Origin of the sequence: Bradyrhizobium mercantei, assembly GCF_001982635.1 — a bacterium.
Taxonomy (GTDB): Bacteria; Pseudomonadota; Alphaproteobacteria; order Rhizobiales; family Xanthobacteraceae; genus Bradyrhizobium; species Bradyrhizobium mercantei.
Genome location: NZ_MKFI01000005.1, coordinates 784,972 through 807,737 on the forward strand (window position 1 = coordinate 784,972; position 22,766 = coordinate 807,737).

Here is a 22,766-nt window from a genome sequence, read left to right on the forward strand (position 1 = left end):
TGACCCGCCATCCTCCCGCCGCCGCGGGCGGATGTGATTCGCGTGCAACGGGCAAGCGTCTCCGGAGACGACCGGGGGCCGTGGTTAACCTTTCGTTAGAGGATTGCGCTGCATCTTCCCGATCGAGGGGGATTTGCAAATGTTTTCAAGCCGCGACGCCTTCGAGAACGATGCCTGCCCGGTTGCGGACGACCTGCTCGGCCAGATGTATCGCGCCAATCCGAACGGGCTTTCGTTGCTGGTCGCCAATGTCGCGCCCGATATCAGGGCGAGGCTGGCGCTGTTCTGCTATCGCCGCAGCCATCTGCACGCGCTCGCGGTGGCGATTGCGTCGAGCTGCAGCGAGTGGGAGCTGGTCAATTCCGGCGGCCGTGTCGGGTCGACGCTGTACGCGCTGTCGCGTGAGCCGGCTCGCGCGACGACCGTGTCGCATGGCAGCCGCAAGCCGATTACGCTGTCGACCAAGCCGCTGTCGACCTTCGCGCCGATCGTTGATGACGAGCTCGACGACGAGGACGTCGGCGAGACCGTGAACGCTTAAGGCGCGTTCAGATCGGCTGCGTGCTCGGAATGAGCGGCAGCCCGTGCCGGCGCCGCGCCATCGCGCATTCGGCGTCGCCCGGCAGACAAATGCGGCACACCTCCGGCCGCACCGCATAGACCTCGCAGCGCGTTGCTTCTCCGACCTTTCCTGACAGCGCCGAGCAGCGGTCGCCCTCGCAGCGCATCCCCGACTGCCGCGCATTGACGAATTGCGACGGGATCAGATCGAGCTCTGCGTCATCCTCCGTCGTGAAGCGCGGCCAGTTCTCCGAATAGCTGCAGCAGGCGCCGCAGGACTGGCACGGGCTGGCGTCGGCGGTGTCGCTTGCGTCGTCGGCCATCAGGTGTCCCTCGGCGCTTCCCAGACCAGGCTGCGCCGCCAGCGCGCCCTGAGCAGATCGCGCCGCTCCGGATATTTCTCGTCGTGATAGACCGCGGTCACCACGCGGTCGGTGCGGAAGCTGCGGAAGTCCTTGCGCAGCTCGCACCAGGCGGCGAGCAGCCGCACCGCCTCGTGATAGCCGACCGCGATCGGCCAGATCGTGCGCTCAGAGTCACGGCCATGTTCGTCGCGATAGTTGAGCGTGATCTTCTTGCCCTCGTGGATCTGGCTGCGGGTCCTGACCATGTCGATGCGGTCCGGCTCCCGGTTCCAGGCCGAGCGGGCGCGGCTCGCCGGCTCCAGCACGAACGGCCGCAGCCGGTCCGGTACGGTCTCGGCGATCTTGGCCATCAGGTCCTCGGCCGCGCGCGCCAATGCCGGATCGGCGTGACCGACCACCCATTGCGCGCCGAGCACGCAGGCCTCGATCTCGTCGGGTGTCAGCATCAAAGGCGGCAGGTCAAAACCCTTCTCGAGGATGTAGCCCATGCCGGCCTCGCCGCGGATCGGCACCCGCTGCTCGATCAGGCTCGCGATGTCGCGATAGATCGTCCGCTTCGAGGTCTCGAGCTCGGCTGCGATCGCATCCGCGGTCAAAGGCTTACGGGTGCGGCGGAGCACCTGGATGATCTGAAACAGCCGGTCGGCGCGTCTCATGGCAATTCTCTTCAGTGGCCCTTTTGCAGCTGTCTTGACGAGTGTCTTGACGGATCTCGCGGCGTCTCGACGCGCTGCCTTTTCGCGCCCCCTGTCACTGCTGCTGACAGCATGTTGGCAGCAGGTGGGGGCTATATCAGGACAACACCTCAAGTGAAGGGAATTTGTCCATGACGAATCTTGATGAACTCGGTTTCAGGCAAGCGCAGAGCTTCGCGCTGGAACAAATGATCACGGTCTACTCCACCTCCGGCGACCTGCGCTGGGCCCTGGTCGCGCTGGTCGCACAGTCGATCGGCGCAGCCTGGTCCTACGGGCGGGCGCGGTTGGTCAAGCGGGTTCGCGAGGCGGTTCGCCGCCTCGCACCCGCAGGCCCGCTCGGCAGTGAATGCCACTACTGCTGACACCATGCTGGCAGCAGGGGGCCGCTAGCTTCAATTCACGACCACAGGCGATCGGGAGCTTCATATGATTACGCTTTTTGGCTTTGGCACGGGCTTCGGTCTGCCGGAAATCAGCCCCTTCGTGACCAAGACCGAGGTCCAGCTCAAGATGGCCGGGCTTGCCTACACCAAGGAAAAGGCGATGCCGCCGGCCTCTCCCAAGGGTCAGCTGCCGTTTATCGCCGATGACGGCGAGACGATCGCCGATTCGACCTTCATCCGCGCCCATATCGAGGGCAAATACGGCTTCGATTTCGACGCGCCGCTGAGTCTGCAGGCGCGCGCCCAGGCCTGGGCCTTCGAGCGCATGATCGAGCATCACGTCTACTGGGCGCTGGTCGGCGCGCGCTGGGTCGACGACACCAATTTCGCCAAGGGGCCTGCGCATTTCTTCGACGGCGCGCCGGATCACATGCGCGACAAGATGCGTGAGGACGCCCAGTTCCGCGTCGCCGAGAACTATCTGTTGAGCGGGCTTGGCCGTCATGGACCCGACGAGGACGTCGATCTCGCGCTCCGCTCGCTGTTCGCGCTGTCGGTGCAGCTCGGCGACAAGCCCTATTTGATGGGCAACGCACCGTGCGGCACCGACGCCACCGCGTTTGGCGCGCTGGCGGGAATCCTGACGCCGTTCTTCGATTCACCGCTGCGCGAGCGCACCGAGAAGTTCGCCAACCTGACCGCCTATGTCGGGCGGATGATGCAGCAGTATTATCCGGAATTCGCCTGGGCCCCGCTGCAGCAGCAGGCCGCTTAAGCCGGCGCGACAGGCTCGCCCTTCAATGCGGCAAGCTCCGCCTCGAGCTCGGCGATGCGCTGGTCGCGCGAGGCCAGCGCTGCCGCCACATCGGCCGCGTCGAACTTCTGCGGAATGTGCTGCGGGCAGTTGGTGTCCCACGCCGCGACCCTGAACAGGATCACCTGCTCGGGCCGCGCGCGATAGCCTTGCGGCATCAGCGCGCGGGTCAGCGCCGGATCGTCTTCCACCACCCGCGCCTCGCCCCACAGCTTGACGCGGCGGCGGTGCGCATAATCCATCACGAAGATATAGGCCTTGGCGTTCTCCGACAGATTGCCCTGGGTGATGAACTGCCGGTTGCCGCTGTAATCGGCGAACGCGATCGTGTGCTTGTCGAGCACCTTGATAAAGCCCTTCGGTCCGCCGCGATGCTGGATGTAGGGCTGGCCGTCGGCTGAGGCGGTCGCGAAATAGAAGCTGTTCACCTCGCCGAGAAAACCCGCGAGGTTCTCGTCGATCTCGGTGCGCCAGCCGCCATGCGACTCGACCTCGGCGTAGGCCTCGCGCGAGCCCTTCCGGGCCTGGATCGCCTTCACCGCCGGCGTGAAGGCAACGTCGCTGGGATAGGGGTGAACGTCGGACATCTGGGCCTCCCGTGACGGCCGTCCTCACCGCGTAAAATGGACGTTCCCGGATCGTAAGCAATCTGGTGGATTGACACTTCACTATTGCTCATTATGCAATAGTGCCATGGACCGGATCGACGCCATGCAGGCCTTTGTCGCGGTGGCGGACCTCGAGGGGTTCGCCCCCGCCGCCCGCAAGCTCGGCCTGTCGCCCTCCGCCATCACCCGGCTGATCGCGGCACTGGAGGAGCGGCTGGGCGCGCGGCTGCTGCAGCGGACCACGCGACAGGTGACGCTGACCGACGCCGGCTCGCGCTATCTGGAGCGAGCGCGCCGGATCCTTGCCGACGTCGAGGAGGCCGAGGACGCGGTGGAGAGCGAGCGCACCCGCCCCGAAGGGCGTCTGGTGATCTCGGCGCCGTTCGGCTTCGGGCGGCTGCATGTCAGTCCGGTCGTGACAGCCTATCTGAAGCGCTATCCCGATGTCGGCGTCGATTTGCGGCTGTCGGACCGCCGGATCAACCTCGTCGAGGATGGCGTCGACCTCGCGGTCAGGCTCGGGCACCTGCCGGATTCGACCCTGGTGGCGCGGCATGTCGGCGAGATGCGCCGGATCGTGGTGGCCTCCGCCGGTTACCTGAAGCTCCGCGGCGAGCCGAAGCGGCCGGCAGACCTCCTTGCGCACGACACGATCCAGTTCGGCGCGATGACGGCGACGCCGGATTGGCGCTTCATGGAGAATGGGCAGGAGATCCGCATCACGCCGACGCCGCGCTTCACCAGCAACAGCTCGGATGCCGCCATCCAATACGCCGAACAGGACGGCGGACTGACGCGGGTGATGGCCTACCAGGCCGCCGAATCGCTCAAGGCCCGCCGCGTCAGAATCGTGCTCGCCGAGTTCGAGCAGCCTGCGGTGCCGATCCATGTCGTCTACCCGACATCCCGGCTGCTGTCGGCCAAGGTGCGGACCTTCATCGATCTCGTCACCGAGATCACCGATTGGCACTTCGGCTAGTGAAACCGCTTAGCTTGCCGGCGGCTTCTTCGGCACCACGCGGAACGTGCCGCTGGCGCGCGCGATGGTTACGCCATCGGCCTTGATCAGGCTTTGCGCGAAGCAGATCGTGCTGCCGGTCTTGATCACATCGCTCTCGATCGCGAGCCACTGCCCGACATTGGCTGAGCCGACGAAATCGACCGTCAGCGAGATCGTCACATACGAGGTGGTCCAGCCGGTCGCCTGACCGCAGCTATAGCCCATCGCGTTGTCGGAGAGTGCTGCGATCAGCCCGCCATGGATCAGGCCGCGGCCGTTGGTGTGCGGCCGGGCGAGCCGCAGCCCGATGATGACGGACCGCTCGGTCTTCTTCTGGTAAAGCGGCTCCCAGGGCTCGGTGAGCGGGCTCTTGCGGAATAGCGGCTCGAAGTCCTCAGGGACGTCCTGGGGGATGTCGGGGGCAACTTGCGTTTCGCTGGTCATCTGAAGCTCGCCTATGACGTTTTCGTTGACGCCATTGAACGCGATGTCGATGACGGTTTCACCGCCTACAAAGTTTTAAACGGGATTTGCGCAGGTGTTTGAAAGCCCCAGCCGCGCCGACTGCTCACGCCGGCAATTCGTAGCCGACTTCGCTTTCGATCTCGATCGTCTTCTGCACCGCCGGCCGCGCCATCATCCTCTCGTAATGCGCGGTGAGGTGAGGGAACGTCTCCGGCGGCAGCTTGAGCGCATTGGCGAGCCGCCAATAGAGGCGGAACAGATGGATGTCGGCGATCGAGTAGCTGCCGATCGCCCAGCCGTTGCCCAGGCGCCGGTCGGCGATGCCCCAGACCACCTTGGCGTAATCGAGTCCACGCGCCCGCGCCCGGTGCAGCGTGGACGCGATGAAGGACATCCATGACAGCACCCGTGCCTCGGCCTCGAGATCGTCGCGCGGCAGCAGTTTGGCTTCGGGAAACCGCCTGGCGAGATAGAACAGGATCGCCGCGACCTCGGTCAGCGGGCGGCCGTCGATCAAAAGCGTCGGGACCTTGCCCTCCGGATTGAGCGCGAGATAGTCGGGCGCCTGCATGTCGTTGCGCTTGAACGACATCGGGCGGGCCTCGAAGCCCGTGCCGATCTCGTGCAAGGCGATATGGACGGCCATCGAGCTCGCGCCCGGTGCGAAGTAGAGGGTGAGCATGACGGCAGCTCCTGGCCCATGACATTCGCGATGCTAGGGTTTTCAGGAGATGCTGCCTAGCGGCGAGCGAAATCCTACCCCGTCACCCTGAGGAGCCGCGAAGCGGCGTCTCGAAGGGTCAACGACCACCAGCCGGGCCGTGCATCCTTCGAGGCTCGCTCCGCTCGCACCTCAGGATGACGGGTTCTGCATTGGCGTCTGCCCTAAAATGGCAGCCCCACATAGTTCTCCGACAGCGAGGTCGACGCCGCCTTGGAGCTGACGAGGTAGTCCAGCTCGGCGATCTGGATGCGCGCGGCGAATTCGCCCTCGTCTGGGAATTTGTGCAGCATCGAGGTCATCCACCAGGAGAAGCGCACCGCCTTCCAGACCCGCGCCAGCGCCTTGGCCGAGTAGCCGTCAAGGCCGGCCGAGGATTTCTCGTCGTAGTATTCGCGCAGCGCCTGCGACAGATAATGCACGTCGCTGGCCGCAAGGTTGAGGCCCTTGGCGCCGGTCGGCGGCACGATGTGCGAGGCGTCGCCGGCGAGGAACATCCGGCCGAACCGCATCGGTTCGGCGACGAAGCTGCGCAGCGGCGCGATGCTCTTCTCGATTGAGGGGCCGGTGACGATTTCGTCGGCCGCCTTCTGGTCGAGGCGCCGCTTCAATTCATCCCAGAACCGCTCGTCCGACCACTGGTCGACATGATCGTCGAGCGGGCACTGCACGTAATAGCGGCTGCGGTGGGTCGAGCGCATCGTGCACAGCGCAAAGCCGCGCTCGTGGTTGTTGTAGATCAATTCCGGCGAGACCGGCGGCGTCTCCGAGAGGATGCCGAGCCAGCCGAACGGATACACCCGCTCGTAGCTGGTGATTGCCGACGCCGGCACGCTGGCGCGGCTGATGCCGTGGAAGCCGTCGCAGCCGGCGATGAAATCGCAGGCGATTTCGTGGGTGACGCCGTCCTTGACGTAGCTGACGCGCGGATGATCGGTGTCGAAATCATGCGGCTTGACGTCGGCGGCGGAGTAGATCGAGGTCAGGCCGGCGGCCTTGCGGGCGTTCATCAGATCGAGCGTGACTTCGGTCTGGCCGTAAATGGTCACGGTCTTGCCGGTCGCCGCATGCATGTCGATGCGGTGCCGCGCGCCGCCGAAGGCCAGTTCGACGCCGTGATGGACCAGGCCTTCCTGGTGCAGGCGGGCGGCCGCGCCGACGCTGTCGAGCAGCGACACCGTCCCCTCTTCAAGGAGACCGGCGCGAATCCGCCCCAGCACGTAATCCGGGGTTTGCCGCTCGAGAATGACGTTGTCTACGCCGAAAGTATGAAGTAGTTGCCCAAGCAACAGTCCGGCCGGACCTGCGCCTATGATTGCTACTTTTGTCCGCAATACCTGCTCCTCCCGATCGGATAGGCTTGAGCCGGGCGCCCGCGCCGGGCGGTCACCGTCAACTTGCCATGGCAACTATATCATATAACAGGTTTGGCAAGGCCGATTTGCCGTGGAACGCGTTCGCCGCAGCGCAAGATAACTGGAGGGACCGGGTGCGACGAGGCGTCCGCCCCGCATATTCCATCTTGATCAATCGCGCGAATTAGATAACATGTTAACTAATGAGACCGGGCACCAAGCCCGCCGTCATGGAGAGGAGGAGACGTGATGAGGAAGAGTTTGTTGGCGCTGCTGATGGCAGCCGCCATCGTGCCGGCCGCAGCACCTGCTTTGGCGCAGGACAAGACCGTCAATCTCAAAGTGTCGCTCTGGGTGCCGCCGGCGCATCCGCTGGTGCCTGCGACGCAGGCCTGGGCCGCCGACATCGAGAAGGCATCGGGCGGCACCATCAAGGTCACGGTGTTTCCGTCCGAGCAGCTCGGCAAGGCGTTCGACCACTACGACATGGCGCGCGACGGCATCGCCGACGTCACCTATGTCAATCCCGGCTATCAGCCGGGCCGCTTCCCGATCGCCGCCGCCGGCCAGCTCCCGTTCGTGTTCTCGGACGGCAAGAAGGGCACGCTGGCGCTGAACGAGTGGTACCACAAATACGCGCCGACCGAGATGAAGGACACCAAGCTCTGCTTCGCCTTCATCCATGATCCGGGCGCGCTGCACGGCAAGAAGAAGATCGTGCTGCCGAGCGACCTCTCCGGCGTCAAGGTGCGACCCGCGCAGAGCACCATCGGCGAGATGGTGAAGATGTTCGGCGGCACCAATGTGCAGGCTTCCGCGCCGGAATCGCGCGACGCGATCGAGCGCGGCGTGGCCGACGAGATCACCTTCCCCTGGGGCTCGATCTTCCTGTTCGGCATCGACAAGGTGGTGAAGTACCACATGGACGTGCCGCTCTATACGACTGTTTTCACCTACAACATGAACCTCGCCAAATACAATTCGATGTCGGCTGCCCAGAAGAAGGTGATCGACGATCACTGCACGCCGGAATGGGCCTCCAAGGTCACCGATCCCTGGACCGACTTCGAAGCCAATGGCCGCACCAAGATGAAGGCGCTGGAGGGCCACGAGGTCTATCAGCTGACCCCTGATCAGCTCGCCGAATGGAAGAAGGCGGTCAAGCCGCTGCGCGACAGCTGGGCCGAGGCGGTGAAGAAGGCCGGCGGCGATGGGGAGAAGATCGAAGCCGATCTGCAGGCCACGCTGAAGAAGTACGAGGCGGGGATCTAGGCGAACTGCCGAGGCAAATGCGGTCGTCATGCCTGGGCTTGACCCGGGCATCCACGCCCTTGCCCATCCGATCGAAGTGAAGTCGTGGATGGCCGGGTCAAGCCCGGCCATGACACGGGATGGATTTCAACAATGGCTGCCAATTCCGAAGTCACCCAAGACGGCGCGATCACCGGCCCGCCCGAACCGGTGCGCAAGAATTTCATGGACCGCTTCATCGATTCGATCGAATGGGTGGCGGCCTTCTTCGTCGGCGTCGTCGCGCTCAACACCTTCACCGCGGTGTTCATGCGCAAATTCTTCGCGGTGACGATCCCCGACTATTACAATTTCGGCCAGTTCCTGCTCGGCATCCTGATCTTCTGGGGCATCGCGGCGACGAGCTATCGCGGCACCCACATCACCGTGGATCTGGTCTGGGCCAACGCTTCGCCGCGCTACCAGCGCTGGATCGACATTTTCGCCACCCTGGTGCTGCTGTTCGTGGTGAGCGTGCAGACCTACACGCTGGTCGACAAGGTGATCGACACCAGGAACAGCCACATCGTCACCATGGATCTCGGCGTGCCGGTCTGGCCGTTCTTCCTGGTGTCGTGGATCGGCGACGTCTCGGCCGTGCTGTTGATCGCGATCCGCACCTACCGCCTGATCTTCCATCCGGAAGATATCCATGATGCCAAGATCAAGACCGCGGAGTAGACGGCCATGAGTCTGAAACCATGAGTCTCGATTTGAGTCCCGAGGCCGTCGCCGTCATCGGCTTTGTCAGCCTGTTCGTGCTGATGCTACTTCGCGTGCCCGTCGGCATGGCGATGGGCCTCGTCGGCATCACCGGCTTTGGCTATCTCACCGGCTTTGCCCCGGCGCTGAAACTGGTCGGCCAGACCACGATGCGCACGGTGACGGACTATTCCTTTGGCGTGATCCCGATGTTCCTGTTGATGGGCGCCTTCGTGTCCGTCTCCGGCATCAGCCGCGAGCTGTTCCGTGCCGCCAACACCTTCGTCGGCCATTGGAAGGGCGGCCTCGGCATCGCGACCATCGCGGCCTGCGGCGGCTTCGCCGCGATCTCCGGCTCGTCGGTCGCGACCGCCGCGACCTTTTCGGCGGTCGCCTATCCCGAGATGCGCCGCTTCGGCTATCCGCAGTCCTTCGCCACCGGCGTGATCGCGGTCGGCGGCACGCTCGGGGCGATGCTGCCGCCATCCACTGTGCTCGCGGTCTATGGCATCATCACGCAGCAGGACATCGGCAAGCTGTTCATCGCAGGCGTGGTGCCGGGCCTGCTCGCGATCCTGATGCACATGGTCACGATCGGCATCATCGGCGTGACGCGGCCGGGCTTCCTGCCGGCGGGAAAGAGGGCGTCGTGGCATGAGCGCGTCATGGCCTTGCGCGACGTCTGGTCGCCGCTCTTGCTGTTCCTGTTCGTGATCGGCGGCCTCTATGGCGGCTTCTTCGTCCCGACCGAAGCCGGTGCGGTCGGCGCGGTCGGCGCCTTCATCATTGGAATCCTCAGGGGCAAGCTGACCAAGGACGGCATCCTGCAATCGCTGCTGCAGGCGACGCGCACCGCGGCAGCGGTGTTCACCGTGCTGATCGGCGCGCTCTGCTTCGGCTACTTCCTCACCATCACCCAGACGCCGCAGAACGTCACGGCGTTTCTCACCGGGCTCGGCATCGGCCCCTATGGCGTGCTGGCGCTGATCCTCCTGATGTATCTGGTGCTCGGCTGCCTGATGGACGCGATGGCGATGGTGATCCTCACCGTGCCGATCGTGTTTCCGGTAGTGACCTCGCTCGGCTTCGATCCAATCTGGTTCGGCATCATCATCGTGATGACGGTGGAGCTCGGCCTGATCCACCCGCCGGTCGGAATGAACGTGTTCGTGATCAAGAGCGTGATCAAGGACGTCAACATGTCGACGATCTTCGTCGGCGTGCTGCCGTTCGTGATCACCGATCTGATCCGGCTGGTGATCCTGATCCTGTTTCCGCTGCTCGCGACCTGGTTGCCGCAGCGCATGATAGGCTAGACCATGAGCCCAGAACTCCACACCAAGTATGTCTTCACCATCACCGCGCGGATCGCCGAGGTGACGTCCGCGGGCGACATCGGCACCGGCGTCCGCCGCATCATTCCGATCATCGGCGGCGAGGTGAAGGGCGAGGGGATCAACGGCAAGGTGCTTGCCTTCGGCGCCGACTTCCAGATCATCCGGCCCAGCGAACTGATCGAGCTGGAGGCAAAGTATGCCTTCGAGACCGACGACGGCGCCGTCGTCTATGTCGAGAACAAGGGCATCCGCTTCGGGCCGGTCGAGCTGTTGCAGAAGCTCAAGCGCGGTGAGCCTGTCGATCCGAAGCTGATCTATTTCCGCACCGTGCCGAAATTCGAAACCGGCGCCGAAAAATACCGCTGGCTGATGGAGCATATCTTCATCGGCTCCGCCGCCCGCCACGCCGACCGCGTCGTGATCGACGTGCATCAGGTGTTGTGAGGCTTCGAAAAGCAAAGCTCGGACGAATCACGTCGCGAGATTGCGATGCCGTGTCCCCACCCACACTGTCATCGCCCGGCTCGACCGGGCGATCCAGTACGCCGCGGCTTCTCGGCTCAAGCACAACTGCCTCTGGAATACTGGATCACCCGCTTTCGCGAAAGCGGGTGATGACACCGAAAATGGAATCGGGTCCGCGTGCAATGACGACCGTTCGGCCAATCTCCCATATTGACTCCTGCGATGATAGTTATAAAACATAACTATTCTGAACAGGAAACAATAACGCCATGGGAAACGCTGCCGACGCGGGTGACGCCTCGCTGCTCAGGATCGAGACGCGAGGGGCGGTGCTGACGGTCGGGCTCAACCGGCCCGCCAAGCGCAATGCGCTGAACGACGGCATCATCCTGGCGCTGCGGGACTGCTTTTCCGCTATCCCCGACGACGTCGGCGCCGTCGTCATCCATGGCGTCGGCGATCATTTCTCGTCCGGCCTCGATCTCTCCGAACTGACCGAACGCGACGCCACCGAGGGGCTGGTGCATTCCCAGATGTGGCACCGCGTGTTCGACCGCATCCAGTATTGCCGCGTGCCTGTGATCGCCGCACTGAAGGGCGCGGTGATCGGCGGCGGGTTGGAGCTCGCTTGCGCCGCGCATATCCGGGTCGCCGAGCCTTCCGCATATTTTGCGCTGCCCGAGGGCCAGCGCGGCATCTTCGTCGGCGGCGGCGGATCGGTGCGGCTGCCGCGCCTGATCGGGGTGCCCAGGATGGCGGACATGATGCTGACCGGCCGGGTCTATTCGGCCACCGAGGGCGCGGCCTACGGTTTCTCGCAATATCTCACCGAGCAAGACGGCGCGCTGCCGAAGGCGCTGGAGCTGGCCGAGCGTGTCGCCGCCAACGCGCCGCTGACCAACTTCGCTGTGTTGCAGGCGTTGCCGATGATCGCCGAGGCCAATCCGCAGACCGGCCTCCTGATGGAATCGCTGATGGCGACGGTGGCGCAGAGCGACAAGGAAGCCAAGAAGCGGATCCGCGCGTTCCTGGATCGCAAGACTGCCAAGGTGAAGCCGACATGAGCGCCAAGGCTGATATATCCACGTCTGCCTCCACTGCGAGCGCGCATCCGCTGCGCCCGATCTCGTTCGGCAATCCCGATGTTACCGTCGAGCGCCGCGACAACGGCACGATCTATCTCCGCCCCAAGCTCAAGCTCGCCGATTTTCCCGTGCGCCTCACCGACCGCCTGCATCACTGGGCAAGCGTCGAGCCGAACCGCGTGTTCATGGCCGAGCGTGCCGCCGGCGGCGGCTGGCGCCAGATCAGCTACGCGCAATTGCTCGATGCCGTCAGGCGGATCGCCTCGACGTTGACTGCGCGCGGACTGTCGGCCGAGCGGCCGATCGTGATCCTGTCGGGCAACTCGATTGATCACGCGCTGATCGCACTCGGCGCGCTCTATGCCGGCATTCCGTTCTGCCCGGTGTCGCCGGCCTATTCGCTGGTGTCGCGCGACTATGGCAAGCTGAGCTTCGTCATCAAGCTGCTGACACCCGGCCTGGTCTTCGTCGACGATGCCGACAAGTTTGCCGATGCGCTGCGCGTCAATGTCGGACCGGATGTCGAGATTGCCGCAAGCCGCGGGGCGGTGCCCGGCCGCGAGGTGACGCGGCTCGCCGATCTCATGGCGACGCCGGACGACGGTGGCCTCGACGCGATCAATGCGGCAATCGGTCCGGACACGATCGCGAAATTCCTGCTGACGTCGGGCTCGACCGGCAATCCGAAGGCGGTCATCAACACCCAGCGCATGATCTGCGCCAACCAGGTGATGCTGCGTGAGACGCTGGCGTTCCTGAAGGACGAGCCGCCGGTCATCGTCGACTGGCTGCCGTGGAATCACACGTTCGGCGGCAACCACAATGTCGGGCTGACGCTGTTCAACGGCGGCTCAATGTATCTCGACGAGGGCAAGCCGATCCCGGGTGGCATCGAGGAGACGGTGCGAAACCTGCGCGAGATCTCGCCGACGGTCTATTTCAACGTTCCCAAGGGCTATGAATCGCTGCTGCCCTATCTGCGTGACGATGCGGCCTTAAGGGCAAAATTCTTCGACCGGCTGCATGCGATGTTCTTCTCGGGCGCCGCGCTGTCGCCGTTCATCTGGAACAGCCTCGATGCGCTCGCCGTGCAGGAGAAGGGCTATCGCGTGCCGATGCTGACCGGGCTCGGCGCCACCGAGACCTCGCCGTTCTTCATGTCGGTGCGGCCCGCTACCAGCCGCTCCGGCCATGTCGGGCTCCCGGTGTCGGGCAATGACGCGAAGCTGGTGCCGAACAACGGCAAGCTCGAGGTGCGTGCCAAGGGCCCGAACGTGACGCCGGGTTACTGGCGGCAGCCGGAGCTGACGGCCAAGGCGTTCGACGAGGAGGGCTTCTACAAGTTCGGCGATGCGCTGAAGGCTGCCAACCCCGGCGATCTCGATGCCGGTTTCGATTTCGACGGCCGCATCGCCGAGGATTTCAAGCTGGCGAGCGGCACCTGGGTCAGCGTCGGCCCCTTAAGGGCGCGCTTCGTCGGCACCTGCGCGCCGCTGGTGCGCGACGTCGTGATCGCCGGGCTTAACCGCGACGAGCTGGCGGCGATCGTGATCCTCGATCTCGATGGCTGCCGCCTGATCAATCCGGCGCTTGCCGCTGGCGACATCGCCGCCGCGGCCAATGATCCTTTGGTGCGAGCCGCCTTTCGCGAACGCTTCGCGCGCGTGCTGGCCGGCGCCACCGGTTCTTCGAACCGGATCGCACGCGCGATCCTGCTCGATACCCCACTGTCGATCGATCGCGGCGAGGTCACCGACAAGGGCTCGATCAACCAGCGTGCGGTGCTGGAGCATCGCACCGACATCATCGACGCGCTCTATGCGCCGGTGCCGCCGGCATCGGTGATCACGTCAATCTGACTCTCGAAGAGGAGAAAGCCATGCAGTTGAAGGACCAGGCCGCCATCGTCACCGGCGGCGCATCGGGATTGGGCGCTGCGACCGCGCGCCGTCTGGCCGCGCAGGGCGCCAAGGTCGCGGTTTGCGATCTCAACGCCAAGCTCGCCGAGAGCGTCGCGGCCGAGATCGGCGGCATCGCGATCGTTTGTGACGTCGCCGATGCGGCAGCCGCCGAGGCCGCGGTCGCTGCCGCCGCCAAGGCGCATGGTCCGGCGCGCGTGCTGGTGAACTGCGCCGGCATCGGCGTGGCCAAACGCGTGATCGGCCGCGAAGGGCCGATGGCGCTGGCCGACTTCGACAAGGTGATCAAGGTCAATTTGATCGGCTCGTTCAACATGCTGCGGCTTGCGACCGCTGAGATGTCGAAGCTCGAACCGCTCGCGACCGGCGAGCGCGGCGTCGTGATCTCGACGGCCTCGGTCGCGGCCTATGACGGCCAGATCGGGCAGGCGGCCTATTCGGCCTCGAAGGGCGGCATCGTCGCGATGACGCTGCCGATCGCGCGCGAGCTCGCGCAATTCGGCATTCGCGTGCTGACCATCGCGCCCGGCCTGTTCATGACGCCGTTGCTGGCCGGCCTGCCGCAGGAAGCGCAGGATTCGCTCGCTGCCGCGATCCCGTTCCCGCGCCGGTTGGGCCAGGCCGACGAGTTCGCCTCGCTGGCGCTGCACATGATCGACAATCCCTATCTGAACGGCGAAGTGGTGCGGCTCGATGCCGCGCTCCGCATGGCGCCGCGCTGAAGCATGATCCGGAAGAGCGTGAAGCGCTCTTCCGGATGGATCACGCTCATTCGAGGATAAACCATGTTCGTCAACCGGCGCGACGTGCAGATCCAATGGGGCGACTGCGACCCCGCCAACATCGTCTATTACCCGCGCTACTTCGCGATGTTCGACGACTCGACCTCGATCATGTTCGAAGCCGCCGGTTGTTCGAAGCAGGACCTCGTCCACAAATACGGCCTGGTCGGCATTCCCATGGTCGACACGCGGGCGAAATTCCACATCCCGTCGACCCATGGCGACTGGATTACCATCGAGAGCCGGATCGACAGCATCAAGCGCTCGAGCTTTGAGGTGGTGCACCGCGTGTTCAAGGGCGAGGCGCTGGCGATCGAGGCGTTCGAGACAAGGGTGCTGGTCGGCCGCCACCCGGACGATCCCGACAGACTGAAATCGGCGCCGTTTCCGCAGGAGATCATCGACCGCTTCATGAAAGGCTGACCTGGCCGTGAAGGGCTGACTTGCAGCCCTCATGACTAGACTTTTGGAGCATGATCCCCGCGCAAACGCGTTCCGCGTTTGTCGCGAGGGAAAACCGGTTTCCACTTTTCCGGATCATGCTCTAAAGAAGGGGCTGAATTGGCCCGCCAAACTGGTTTAAACCCAAAAAACATATCCGCAGGGAGGAATGAATGAGGAAGGCCACTCTCGCCGCAGCAGCACTCGCAGCAGCCTTTGCGCTGCCGGGCATGTCCGCGCAGGCGCAGACCAACGAAATCACCATCGGCATCTCGATCTCGACCACCGGTCCTGCCGCGGCGCTCGGCATTCCCGAGCGCAACGCACTCGATTTCGTGCCGAAGGAGATCGGCGGCGTGCCGCTGAAGCTGATCGTGCTCGATGACGGCGGCGATCCGACCGCCGCGACCACCAATGCGCGGCGCTTCGTCACCGAGTCCAAGGCCGACATCATCATGGGCTCCTGCACCACGCCGCCGTCGATCGCGGTGTCGACGGTTGCCAACGAGGCCGGCATCCCGCATCTCGGGCTTGCGCCGTTCCCAATCAACGATGCGCGCGCAAAATGGTCGGTCGACCTGCCGCAGTCGATCCCGATCATGGGCAAGGTGCTCTACGAGCACATGAAGGCGCACAACATCAAGACCGTCGGCTATATCGGCTACTCCGATTCCTACGGCGACCTCTGGGTCAACGACTTCAAGGCGCAGGCCGTGCCGATGGGCCTGACCATGACCGATGAGGAGCGTTTCGCGCGTCCGGATACGTCGGTCGCGGGTCAAGTGCTGAAGCTCGTCGCCGCCAATCCCGACGCCATCCTGGTCGGCGCCTCCGGCACCGCCGCGGCGCTGCCGCAGACCGCGCTGCGCGAGCGCGGCTACAAGGGCCTGATCTACCAGACCCATGGCGCCGCGAGCATGGACTTCATCCGCATCGCGGGTGCGGCCGCGGAAGGCGTCATCATGTCGGCAGGTCCGATCATGTCGCCGGAAACCCAGCCCGACGGCGCACTGACCAAGAAGCCTGGCCTTGCGCTCAACACGGCCTATGAGGCGAAGTACGGTGCCAACAGCCGCAGCCAGTTCGCCGGCCACTCCTACGACGCCTTCGAGGTGCTGAAGCGCGTCATCCCGGTGGCGCTGAAGGCCGGCAAGCCCGGCACGCCGGAATTCCGCGAAGGCATCCGTCAGGCGTTCATCTCCGAGAAGGAGATCGTCGCGACCCAGGGCGTCTACAACTGGACCGAAAAGGACCGCTACGGCCTCGACGACCGCTCGCGCATCCTGCTGACGGTCAAGGACGGCAAGTACGTCCCGGCAATGTGAGCGGCCTACGATCCGCGAAACGAAAAGCCGGTCCCGATGGGACCGGCTTTTTTCTTACCCTCCCCTGGAGGGGGAGGGTCGCTTCGCATCGCGACTAGCGATGTGAAGCGGGGTGGGTGACGGTCTATCGGCGTCGGTAGTGCTTCAGCGGACCGGCTTCCGCTTCCCGCGCACCGTAGAGCTCGACATAGATCCGTTCGAGCACGGCGTTGAGGTTAGCTGTGATCTCCGAGTTCCAAAAGCGGATGACGCGATATCCTTCCCGCTCGAGCCATTGCTGACGCTCGCGATCACGCTCTGCCGTTGCACCTTCGTTGTGGTGCCCGCCATCCAGCTCGATGATCAGGCGTTTGGCTGGGCAGAAAAAGTCCACGACATAGGAGCCGATCGGGGCTTGTCTTCGGAAATGCGTGCCCTCCGTCGGCAGCTCCTTCAGCGCGCGCCACAGTATCCGTTCATGCGGCGTGGCGTTTGCGCGCAGCTTCTTCGCAGAGGCTCTTCGGATCGATGCTGAGACCATTTGTGTGGCTTCACCCCACCCCGATCGCACCCGGCGATGCGGCGCATCGCCGCGCGCGCTCGACCCTCCCCCTCCAGGGGAGGGTGAAGTGGAGCGCAATCCCTGCGCGAATGCAAGCTTGTTAGGAGCAATGGATTTTCAGAAGGCGCTTGCCTTCATCCTCCCCTGGAGGGGGAGGATCGACGCGCATGCAATGCGCGGCGAGGTGGGGTGACAGTCTCTCAGCGTTTGGGCTGCGCGTGCTAAATCGCGCTTTCGCCTTCGTGCTGGAAGCCGAGATAGCTCGCGGCTACGCCCTTGTTGGCGGCGATGTCCTTGGCCGAGCCCGACAGCACGAACTCGCCGAGCTCCATCACATAGGCGCGGTCGGCGATCTGCAGCGCGGCCTGGGCGTTCTGCTCGACCAGCAGCACCGAGACGCCGGCGGCACGGAGCTCGCCGACGATGCGGAAGATGTCGGCGACGATGATCGGGGCGAGGCCGAGGCTCGGCTCGTCCAGCATCAGCAGTTTCGGCGCGCCCATCAGCGCGCGGCCCATCGCCAGCATCTGCTGCTCGCCGCCGGAGAGCGTGCCGGCGAGCTGCTTGCGGCGCTCCTTGAGCCGCGGAAACAGCGTGTAGACCCGCTCCAGCGAGGTCGCCGCGACGGCCTTCGCGATCCGGAAGGCGCCGAGCTCGAGATTGTCCTCGACATTCATGGTGCCGAACAATTCGCGATGCTCGGGCACCAGGCTGAGGCCGGTGGCAACGCGATCCTCGATATCCAGCGGCGCCATGTCGACGCCGGCGAAGGTGGTGCGGCCCTTCAGCGGCAGCACGCCCATGATGGCGTTGAGCAACGTGGTCTTGCCGGCGCCGTTGGCGCCGATGATGGTGACGATCTCGTTGCCGGCGACGTCGAGCGAGACGCCGCGCACGGCCTCGACCTTGCCGTAGGAGATGTGGACGTCGGCAACCGACAACAGCGCGCTCATGCGGCGGCTCCGAGATAGGCCTTGATCACGTCGGGGTTGCGCTTGATCGCGGCCGGCGTGCCTTCGGCGATCTTGGTGCCGAAATCGAGCACCACGATGCGGTCGGCGAGATCCATCACGAACCCCATGTCGTGCTCGACCAGCAGCACCGACATGCCGCCGTCGCGCAATTGCCGGAGCAGCGCAGCCAGCCGCTGCTTCTCCATGTGGCGCAGCCCGGCGGCCGGCTCGTCGAGCAACAGCAGCATCGGATCGACGCACAGCGCACGCGCGATCTCGACGATACGCTGCTGCCCGAGCGACAGCGAGCCCGCGAGCTGGTCGATCTGGTCGGACAGGCCGACGCGCGCGATCTGGCGCGCGGCTTCCGCGAGCAGTCTTGCTTCATCGGAGCGGTCGAGCCGCAGCATGCTGGAGATCGCGCCGGAATTGCCGCGCAGATGCGCGCCGATCGCGACGTTTTCCAGCACAGTCATGTCGGGCACCAGCTTGACGTGCTGGAAGGTCCTGGACACGCCGAGCTTGACCACCTCCTGGGGCGGCGCGTTCTCGACTTCCTTGCCCTGTACGAAGATCTTGCCGCTGGTTGCACCGAGGACGCCGGTGATCAAATTGAAGGTCGTGCTCTTGCCGGCGCCGTTCGGGCCGATCAGCGCGACGATCTCGCGGGCGTTGACGTCGAACGAGACGTCATTCACCGCGAGCACGCCGCCGAACTGTTTGCGCGCCTTCTCGATGTGCAGCAGCACCGGTGACGATCCCGGCGCCCGTTTTTGGTGTTCCAGCTTCACCGATGTGTCCGGCGTCTTGCGGGCGGGCTTGAACGGCAGCCTTGACATCAGCCAGGGCCAGACGCCCTGCGGTGCGAGCTGGAGCAGCAGCACCAGCATGATGCCGAACACGATGGTCTCGAGCTGGCTCTGGCCGCCGAAGATGTAGGGCAGGTAGCTCTGCAGCACCTCTTTCAGGATCACGACGATCGCTGCGCCGAGCACACCGCCCCAGACGTAGCCGGCGCCGCCGACCACGGCGATGAACAGATACTCGATGCCGGCCTGCGCGCCGAACGGCGTCGGGTTGGCGGCGCGCTGGAAATGCGCGTAGAGCCAGCCGGACAGGCCGGCCAGCACCGCGGCATAGATGAACACCAGAAGCTTGGCGCGCGGCGTCTGCACGCCGAACGCTTCGGCCGCGACATGGCCGCGCCGCAGCGCGCGGATGGCGCGCCCGGTGCGGGAATCCAGCAGGTTCATGGTCAGCAATGCGGAGAGCAGTACGGCGACCCAGATCGCGTAATAGATCGTATCCGGGCTCAGCATCCTGAACGAGCCGATCGAGAGCGGCGGGATGCCCGAAATGCCGTCGTTGCGGCCGAGGAATTCGAGCTTGCTGAACAGATAGAACAGGCCGATGCCCCAAGCGATGGTGCCGAGCGGCAGATAATGGCCTGATAGCCGCACCGTGACGATGCCGAGCAGCACGGCCGCGATGCCGCTGACCAGCAGCGACGCCGGCAGCGTCAGCCACGGCGATACGCCATAGGCGGTGGTCAGCACCGCCGTGGTGTAGGCGCCGAAGCCGCAGAACGCGGCCTGCCCGAACGAGGTGAGGCCGCCGACGCCGGTGAGCAGCACGAGCCCCATCGCGACCAGCGCGGCAAGCCCGATATTGTCGAGCAGCACGATCCAGAACGGCGGGATGCCCGGGACAAGCGGGATCACCGCCATCACGAGCGCGAAGATGATGAGAGGAAGCCGCTGCGTCATCGCGCTCAATCCTTCTCTTCTTCGACCTGGGGCGCTGCGAGTGAGCGCAGCACCAGGACGGGAAGGATCAGCGTGAACACGATGACTTCCTTGAAGTTGCTGGCGTAGAACGACGAGAAGGCCTCGACGATGCCGACCACAATGGCCGCGACCGCGGTCAGGGGATAGCTGACCAGGCCGCCGATGATGGCGGCGATGAACCCCTTCAGGCCGATCAGGAAGCCGGTGTCGTAATAGAGCGTGGTGATCGGCACGATCAGGATGCCGGAGATCGCACCGATCACGGAGGCGAGCAGGAATGCGATCTGGCCCGACAGCGTGGTGCGGATGCCGACCAGGCGCGCACCGAGCCGATTGACCGCGGTGGCGCGCAGCGCCTTGCCGGTCTTGGTGTAGCCGAAGAACAGCCACAGCGCGACAATGAAGCCGACGGTCAGGCCGTAGACGGCAAGGCTCTGGCCGGTGAAGCGCAGCGGGCCCGCGGTCACTGCCGTATTCGACAGCGCCGGGCCACGCAGGCCCTCGGCGCCGAAGAACACCAGGCCGAGGCCCTGCAGCGCCAGATGGCAGCCGACCGAAGCGATCAGCAGCACCAGCACGGAGGTGTGCGCGATCGGCTGGAACGCGATGCGATAGAGGAACAGCCCGATCGCCGCCACGATCAGGAGCGCCAGCGCGATGTTGACGGCAACAGGCGTGTTGGGCCCGACCAGCGCATAAATGAGGCCGAGCAGCGCTGCGGGGAACACGATGTTGAGCGCGGCGGAACGCATCACCAGCCGGGCATGCAGCGCCTTGCGCGCGAAGAACAGGTCGAGGGCGAAGGCGACGAGGCCCATCGCGACGGCGAGGCGCGCCGTGCCGGGCACCTGGCCGGTCGCCAGCATGGCGTAGCTCAGCGCGCCGTAGGTCACGAATTCGCCCTGCGGGATCAGGATCACCCGCGTCACCGCGAACACCAGCACCAGGGCCAGCCCCAGCAGTGCGTAGATTGCGCCATTGGTGATGCCGTCCTGCAGCAGGAACAGCATGATCGTTGTGTTCAAGGCCGAGCGCTCCCCCTTAAGCGTCGGGCCGCCGCGGCCGGCTGTGCCGGTCGGGTCGGCCGATATCGGCTGTTGATAGCCGCCGATATTAGATATAGCGGATAACAATTATTAGATATAATCTCAAGGTCCCCGAGCGTCCCGCGGGGTTTTTGTACCGGGATTGCGAGCCTGGAGCGATGACTGTTTCCAAGACCGCCGCCGATGCCGCCAGATCGTCGCGTGCCCTGCGCCGGGAACCGGTCGATCCTGCCGGGGACGACAGCATGCTGCAACTGGGCGAACTGTCCGGGTTGCTCGGCTATTCGCTGAAGCGCGCGCAGCTCAGGGTATTCGAGGACTTCCTGCGCTGCGTCGCGCCGCTGCAACTGACGCCGGCGCAGTTTTCGGTGCTGCTGCTGCTCGACAAGAATCCGGGCCGCAACCAGACCGAGATCGCCAACACGCTCGGCATCCTCAGGCCGAATTTCGTCGCGATGCTGGACGCCCTGGAGAGCCGCGACCTTTGCGCGCGGATGCGCTCCACCAACGACCGCCGCTCCCACATCCTGGTCCTGACCGACCGGGGCCGCGCCGTGCTGGCGCGCGCCAAGAAGCTGGTCGCCAACAAGCACGAGGCGCGGTTGATCGAGGTGCTCGGCCCCGCCAACCATGCTGCGTTGCTGGAGATGCTGGCCAAGCTCGCGCAGGAGTTTTGAGCGTCCGGCCACGGCCCTTCCACGTCATTGCGAGCCAACGCGTCGCGCGTACGTGCGCCCGATGACAGGCTCCGCGAAGCAATCCATCGTGCAGCATGCGCGGACAGATGGATTGCTTCGTCGCTACTCTCCTCGCAATGACGAGGCGAGGGCGGAGCGTCAATCCACCAGGATCACCCTGACATCGTTGACGTTTGTCAGCGTCGGGCCCGTCAGCAACAGATCCCCGGTCTGCGCGAAGAAGCCCGTGGCATCGTTGTTCTCGAGATAGGCCCTGGGATCGAGGCCGATCGATTTCATCTTCGCGAACGTTGCCTGATCGATCACGGCGCCGGCGGGATCGGTCGCGCTGCCGGCGCCGCCGTCGGCGCCGTCGGTGTCGGCGGCGAGCGCTGCGATGCCGGGCGTGTCCTTGAGCAGGTCGGCCAGCGCCAGTGCATATTCCTGGTTGGGGCCGCCGCGGCCGTTGCCGCGCACGGTCACCGTGAGCTCGCCGCCGGAGATGATCGCAACGCGCTTGCCCCCGCTGCGTGCCTTCAGCGCGAGCCGCGCGTGTTCTGCCGCGACCTCGCGGGCCTCGCCTTCCAGATCGGCGCCGAGCGCGATCGTCTCGTAGCCAGCGTCCTGTGCGACCTTCACCGCGGCGTCGATCGAGGCTTTCGGCTTCGCGAGCAGCTCGAATGTCGCCCGCGCAAAGGCGGGATCGCCGGGCTTGCAGCTCTCGTTCCCGGGATCGTCGAGCGCGCGGCGCACCGCGTCATCGATGGAGAGATTGTATTTGGCGACCAGCGCGCGGGCGTCCGCCAGCGTGGTCGGATCCGGCACCGTCGGCCCGGAGGCGATCGCGGAGGGATCGTCATGCGGCACGTCGGAGATCGCCAGCGTGACGATCTCGGCGGCGTGCTGGCCGGCGCGCGCCAGCCGTCCGCCCTTGATGCGCGACAGATGCTTGCGCACGGTGTTCATCTCGCCGATCGGTGCGCCGGAGCGCAGCAGCGCGCGGTTGACCTGCTGCTTCTGGGTAAAGCTCACGCCCTCGACGGGCGCGATCCAGTTCGCCGAGCCGCCGCCGGTCAAGAGCACCAGCAGGAGGTCGTCGGGCGTGGCTTCCGCCGCGAGCCGCAGCGTATCGTCGGCGGCGCGCAGGCCGGCTTCATCGGGTACGGGATGGCCGGCCTCGACCACCTTGATGCGGCGGGTCGGCACGCCATGGCCGTGGCGGGTGGTGGCGATGCCGACCAGACGCTGTGGCTCGAGGCCGAGCGTGTCGAGATAATGCCGCTCCGCCGCCGCGGCCATGGCGCCGGCGCCCTTGCCGGCGGCGAGGCAGATCACGCGGCCCTTCGGCGCCGGCCGCAGCCGCGACGCCAGCACCACATCGGGATGCGCGGCTGCGACAGCGGCATCGAAGATCGAACGCAGGAAGGAACGACGGTCGGTCATGGT

Annotated in this window: 25 protein-coding genes; 14 read left to right on the forward strand and 11 right to left on the reverse strand. The window is 65.2% G+C overall.

Going from position 1 to position 22,766, the window contains the following annotated elements:
* The first annotated feature begins 139 nt into the window (after positions 1-139).
* Complete coding sequence (locus tag BI327_RS26310; protein ID WP_076864157.1) at positions 140-541, forward strand: hypothetical protein; 402 nt, start codon at positions 140-142, stop codon at positions 539-541.
* 7 nt (positions 542-548) lie between these two features.
* Here the strand turns inward: BI327_RS26310 and BI327_RS26315 are convergent, their stop codons facing one another.
* Positions 549-884, reverse strand: a complete 336-nt coding sequence (locus BI327_RS26315; RefSeq protein ID WP_076864158.1) for a YkgJ family cysteine cluster protein — start codon at positions 882-884, stop codon at positions 549-551.
* Entirely contained in the window at positions 884-1,582 is a 699-nt protein-coding gene (locus BI327_RS26320; RefSeq protein WP_028336549.1) for a helix-turn-helix transcriptional regulator, read from the reverse strand. Before BI327_RS26320 ends, BI327_RS26315 begins: the two co-directional genes overlap by 1 nt.
* 170 nt (positions 1,583-1,752) lie before the next feature.
* Here BI327_RS26320 and BI327_RS26325 point away from each other — a divergent pair, with 170 nt between their 5' ends.
* Both BI327_RS26325 and BI327_RS26330 read left to right on the forward strand, forming a co-directional pair.
* On the forward strand, positions 1,753-1,986 hold the full coding sequence (locus BI327_RS26325; protein WP_076864159.1) for a hypothetical protein: 234 nt from the start codon (positions 1,753-1,755) through the stop codon (positions 1,984-1,986).
* Positions 1,987-2,050: 64 nt separating this feature from the next.
* Complete coding sequence (locus tag BI327_RS26330) at positions 2,051-2,782, forward strand: glutathione S-transferase family protein (protein ID WP_076864160.1); 732 nt, start codon at positions 2,051-2,053, stop codon at positions 2,780-2,782.
* Here BI327_RS26330 and BI327_RS26335 read toward each other — a convergent pair.
* Positions 2,779-3,408: a pyridoxamine 5'-phosphate oxidase family protein gene (locus BI327_RS26335; protein WP_076864161.1), complete on the reverse strand. Its 630-nt coding sequence runs from the start codon at positions 3,406-3,408 to the stop codon at positions 2,779-2,781. The genes BI327_RS26330 and BI327_RS26335 overlap by 4 nt on opposite strands.
* A gap of 106 nt (positions 3,409-3,514) precedes the next feature.
* Between BI327_RS26335 and BI327_RS26340 the strand changes: the two genes are divergently transcribed.
* The gene (locus BI327_RS26340) at positions 3,515-4,408 is read left to right on the forward strand and encodes a LysR family transcriptional regulator (RefSeq protein ID WP_076864162.1); all 894 of its coding nucleotides are present in this window, start codon (positions 3,515-3,517) and stop codon (positions 4,406-4,408) included.
* 9 nt (positions 4,409-4,417) lie between these two features.
* Here BI327_RS26340 and BI327_RS26345 read toward each other — a convergent pair whose 3' ends face one another.
* The 3 genes from BI327_RS26345 to pobA form a co-directional block, all read right to left on the reverse strand.
* Positions 4,418-4,873 (reverse strand): PaaI family thioesterase, encoded by a 456-nt coding sequence (locus BI327_RS26345; protein WP_076864163.1) that lies wholly within the window; start codon positions 4,871-4,873, stop codon positions 4,418-4,420.
* 124 nt (positions 4,874-4,997) lie between these two features.
* Positions 4,998-5,576, reverse strand: a complete 579-nt coding sequence (locus tag BI327_RS26350) for a glutathione S-transferase family protein (protein WP_076864164.1) — start codon at positions 5,574-5,576, stop codon at positions 4,998-5,000.
* Positions 5,577-5,779: 203 nt separating this feature from the next.
* Positions 5,780-6,949, reverse strand: a complete 1,170-nt coding sequence (gene pobA / locus BI327_RS26355; RefSeq protein WP_076864165.1) for a 4-hydroxybenzoate 3-monooxygenase — start codon at positions 6,947-6,949, stop codon at positions 5,780-5,782.
* Between the two features lie 270 nt (positions 6,950-7,219).
* Between pobA and BI327_RS26360 the strand changes: the two genes are divergently transcribed.
* The 9 genes from BI327_RS26360 (at position 7,220) to BI327_RS26400 (ending at position 16,316) form a co-directional block, all read left to right on the forward strand.
* Positions 7,220-8,242 (forward strand): TRAP transporter substrate-binding protein, encoded by a 1,023-nt coding sequence (locus tag BI327_RS26360; RefSeq protein ID WP_076864166.1) that lies wholly within the window; start codon positions 7,220-7,222, stop codon positions 8,240-8,242.
* A 189-nt stretch (positions 8,243-8,431) separates the two neighbouring features.
* A complete protein-coding gene (locus BI327_RS26365; RefSeq protein WP_035652977.1) occupies positions 8,432-8,941 on the forward strand; it encodes a TRAP transporter small permease in 510 nt (169 codons plus the stop codon).
* Positions 8,942-8,973: 32 nt separating this feature from the next.
* Positions 8,974-10,278: a TRAP transporter large permease gene (locus BI327_RS26370; protein WP_076864298.1), complete on the forward strand. Its 1,305-nt coding sequence runs from the start codon at positions 8,974-8,976 to the stop codon at positions 10,276-10,278.
* A gap of 3 nt (positions 10,279-10,281) precedes the next feature.
* Entirely contained in the window at positions 10,282-10,743 is a 462-nt protein-coding gene (locus tag BI327_RS26375) for a DUF3237 domain-containing protein (protein WP_076864167.1), read from the forward strand.
* Positions 10,744-11,033: 290 nt separating this feature from the next.
* A complete protein-coding gene (locus tag BI327_RS26380; RefSeq protein ID WP_076864168.1) occupies positions 11,034-11,828 on the forward strand; it encodes a crotonase/enoyl-CoA hydratase family protein in 795 nt (264 codons plus the stop codon).
* Entirely contained in the window at positions 11,825-13,708 is a 1,884-nt protein-coding gene (locus BI327_RS26385) for a feruloyl-CoA synthase (protein ID WP_076864169.1), read from the forward strand. Before BI327_RS26380 ends, BI327_RS26385 begins: the two co-directional genes overlap by 4 nt.
* 20 nt (positions 13,709-13,728) lie before the next feature.
* On the forward strand, positions 13,729-14,490 hold the full coding sequence (locus BI327_RS26390) for an SDR family NAD(P)-dependent oxidoreductase (RefSeq protein WP_076864170.1): 762 nt from the start codon (positions 13,729-13,731) through the stop codon (positions 14,488-14,490).
* A 63-nt stretch (positions 14,491-14,553) separates the two neighbouring features.
* A complete protein-coding gene (locus BI327_RS26395) occupies positions 14,554-14,973 on the forward strand; it encodes an acyl-CoA thioesterase (protein WP_076864171.1) in 420 nt (139 codons plus the stop codon).
* 191 nt (positions 14,974-15,164) lie between these two features.
* Positions 15,165-16,316, forward strand: coding sequence for an ABC transporter substrate-binding protein (locus tag BI327_RS26400; RefSeq protein WP_076864172.1), 1,152 nt, complete (start codon positions 15,165-15,167; stop codon positions 16,314-16,316).
* Positions 16,317-16,440: 124 nt separating this feature from the next.
* Here the strand turns inward: BI327_RS26400 and BI327_RS26405 are convergent, their stop codons facing one another.
* The 4 genes from BI327_RS26405 to BI327_RS26420 all read right to left on the reverse strand — a co-directional run bounded on the left by BI327_RS26405 (position 16,441) and on the right by BI327_RS26420 (position 20,622).
* Entirely contained in the window at positions 16,441-16,836 is a 396-nt protein-coding gene (locus BI327_RS26405) for an endonuclease domain-containing protein (RefSeq protein ID WP_076864173.1), read from the reverse strand.
* Between the two features lie 242 nt (positions 16,837-17,078).
* Positions 17,079-17,810, reverse strand: a complete 732-nt coding sequence (locus BI327_RS26410) for an ABC transporter ATP-binding protein (RefSeq protein ID WP_076864174.1) — start codon at positions 17,808-17,810, stop codon at positions 17,079-17,081.
* Positions 17,807-19,576, reverse strand: a complete 1,770-nt coding sequence (locus BI327_RS26415) for a branched-chain amino acid ABC transporter ATP-binding protein/permease (RefSeq protein ID WP_076864175.1) — start codon at positions 19,574-19,576, stop codon at positions 17,807-17,809. Before BI327_RS26415 ends, BI327_RS26410 begins: the two co-directional genes overlap by 4 nt.
* A 5-nt stretch (positions 19,577-19,581) precedes the next feature.
* Positions 19,582-20,622, reverse strand: coding sequence for a branched-chain amino acid ABC transporter permease (locus BI327_RS26420; RefSeq protein WP_076864299.1), 1,041 nt, complete (start codon positions 20,620-20,622; stop codon positions 19,582-19,584).
* A gap of 179 nt (positions 20,623-20,801) precedes the next feature.
* On the opposite strand from BI327_RS26420, the gene BI327_RS26425 reads away from it, so the two are divergent.
* Positions 20,802-21,320: a MarR family winged helix-turn-helix transcriptional regulator gene (locus tag BI327_RS26425; protein ID WP_076864176.1), complete on the forward strand. Its 519-nt coding sequence runs from the start codon at positions 20,802-20,804 to the stop codon at positions 21,318-21,320.
* Between the two features lie 159 nt (positions 21,321-21,479).
* Here the strand turns inward: BI327_RS26425 and BI327_RS26430 are convergent, their stop codons facing one another.
* Positions 21,480-22,763 (reverse strand): glycerate kinase type-2 family protein, encoded by a 1,284-nt coding sequence (locus BI327_RS26430; protein ID WP_076864177.1) that lies wholly within the window; start codon positions 22,761-22,763, stop codon positions 21,480-21,482.
* Positions 22,764-22,766 lie beyond the last annotated feature (3 nt).

Bases quoted from the DNA above. Each gene is read 5' to 3' on its own strand.
- BI327_RS26325 (WP_076864159.1), top strand. From the start codon at position 1,753: ATGACGAATCTTGATGAACTCGGTTTCAGGCAAGCGCAGAGCTTCGCG.
- BI327_RS26330 (WP_076864160.1), top strand. From the start codon at position 2,051: ATGATTACGCTTTTTGGCTTTGGCACGGGCTTCGGTCTGCCGGAAATC.
- BI327_RS26405 (WP_076864173.1), bottom strand. From the start codon at position 16,836: ATGGTCTCAGCATCGATCCGAAGAGCCTCTGCGAAGAAGCTGCGCGCA.
- BI327_RS26395 (WP_076864171.1), top strand. From the start codon at position 14,554: ATGTTCGTCAACCGGCGCGACGTGCAGATCCAATGGGGCGACTGCGAC.
- BI327_RS26400 (WP_076864172.1), top strand. From the start codon at position 15,165: ATGAGGAAGGCCACTCTCGCCGCAGCAGCACTCGCAGCAGCCTTTGCG.
- BI327_RS26345 (WP_076864163.1), bottom strand. From the start codon at position 4,873: ATGACCAGCGAAACGCAAGTTGCCCCCGACATCCCCCAGGACGTCCCT.
- BI327_RS26380 (WP_076864168.1), top strand. From the start codon at position 11,034: ATGGGAAACGCTGCCGACGCGGGTGACGCCTCGCTGCTCAGGATCGAG.
- BI327_RS26310 (WP_076864157.1), top strand. From the start codon at position 140: ATGTTTTCAAGCCGCGACGCCTTCGAGAACGATGCCTGCCCGGTTGCG.
- BI327_RS26320 (WP_028336549.1), bottom strand. From the start codon at position 1,582: ATGAGACGCGCCGACCGGCTGTTTCAGATCATCCAGGTGCTCCGCCGC.
- BI327_RS26430 (WP_076864177.1), bottom strand. From the start codon at position 22,763: ATGACCGACCGTCGTTCCTTCCTGCGTTCGATCTTCGATGCCGCTGTC.
- BI327_RS26340 (WP_076864162.1), top strand. From the start codon at position 3,515: ATGGACCGGATCGACGCCATGCAGGCCTTTGTCGCGGTGGCGGACCTC.
- BI327_RS26410 (WP_076864174.1), bottom strand. From the start codon at position 17,810: ATGAGCGCGCTGTTGTCGGTTGCCGACGTCCACATCTCCTACGGCAAG.
- BI327_RS26415 (WP_076864175.1), bottom strand. From the start codon at position 19,576: ATGACGCAGCGGCTTCCTCTCATCATCTTCGCGCTCGTGATGGCGGTG.
- BI327_RS26335 (WP_076864161.1), bottom strand. From the start codon at position 3,408: ATGTCCGACGTTCACCCCTATCCCAGCGACGTTGCCTTCACGCCGGCG.
- BI327_RS26425 (WP_076864176.1), top strand. From the start codon at position 20,802: ATGACTGTTTCCAAGACCGCCGCCGATGCCGCCAGATCGTCGCGTGCC.
- BI327_RS26385 (WP_076864169.1), top strand. From the start codon at position 11,825: ATGAGCGCCAAGGCTGATATATCCACGTCTGCCTCCACTGCGAGCGCG.
- BI327_RS26350 (WP_076864164.1), bottom strand. From the start codon at position 5,576: ATGCTCACCCTCTACTTCGCACCGGGCGCGAGCTCGATGGCCGTCCAT.
- BI327_RS26360 (WP_076864166.1), top strand. From the start codon at position 7,220: ATGAGGAAGAGTTTGTTGGCGCTGCTGATGGCAGCCGCCATCGTGCCG.
- BI327_RS26375 (WP_076864167.1), top strand. From the start codon at position 10,282: ATGAGCCCAGAACTCCACACCAAGTATGTCTTCACCATCACCGCGCGG.
- BI327_RS26315 (WP_076864158.1), bottom strand. From the start codon at position 884: ATGGCCGACGACGCAAGCGACACCGCCGACGCCAGCCCGTGCCAGTCC.
- BI327_RS26390 (WP_076864170.1), top strand. From the start codon at position 13,729: ATGCAGTTGAAGGACCAGGCCGCCATCGTCACCGGCGGCGCATCGGGA.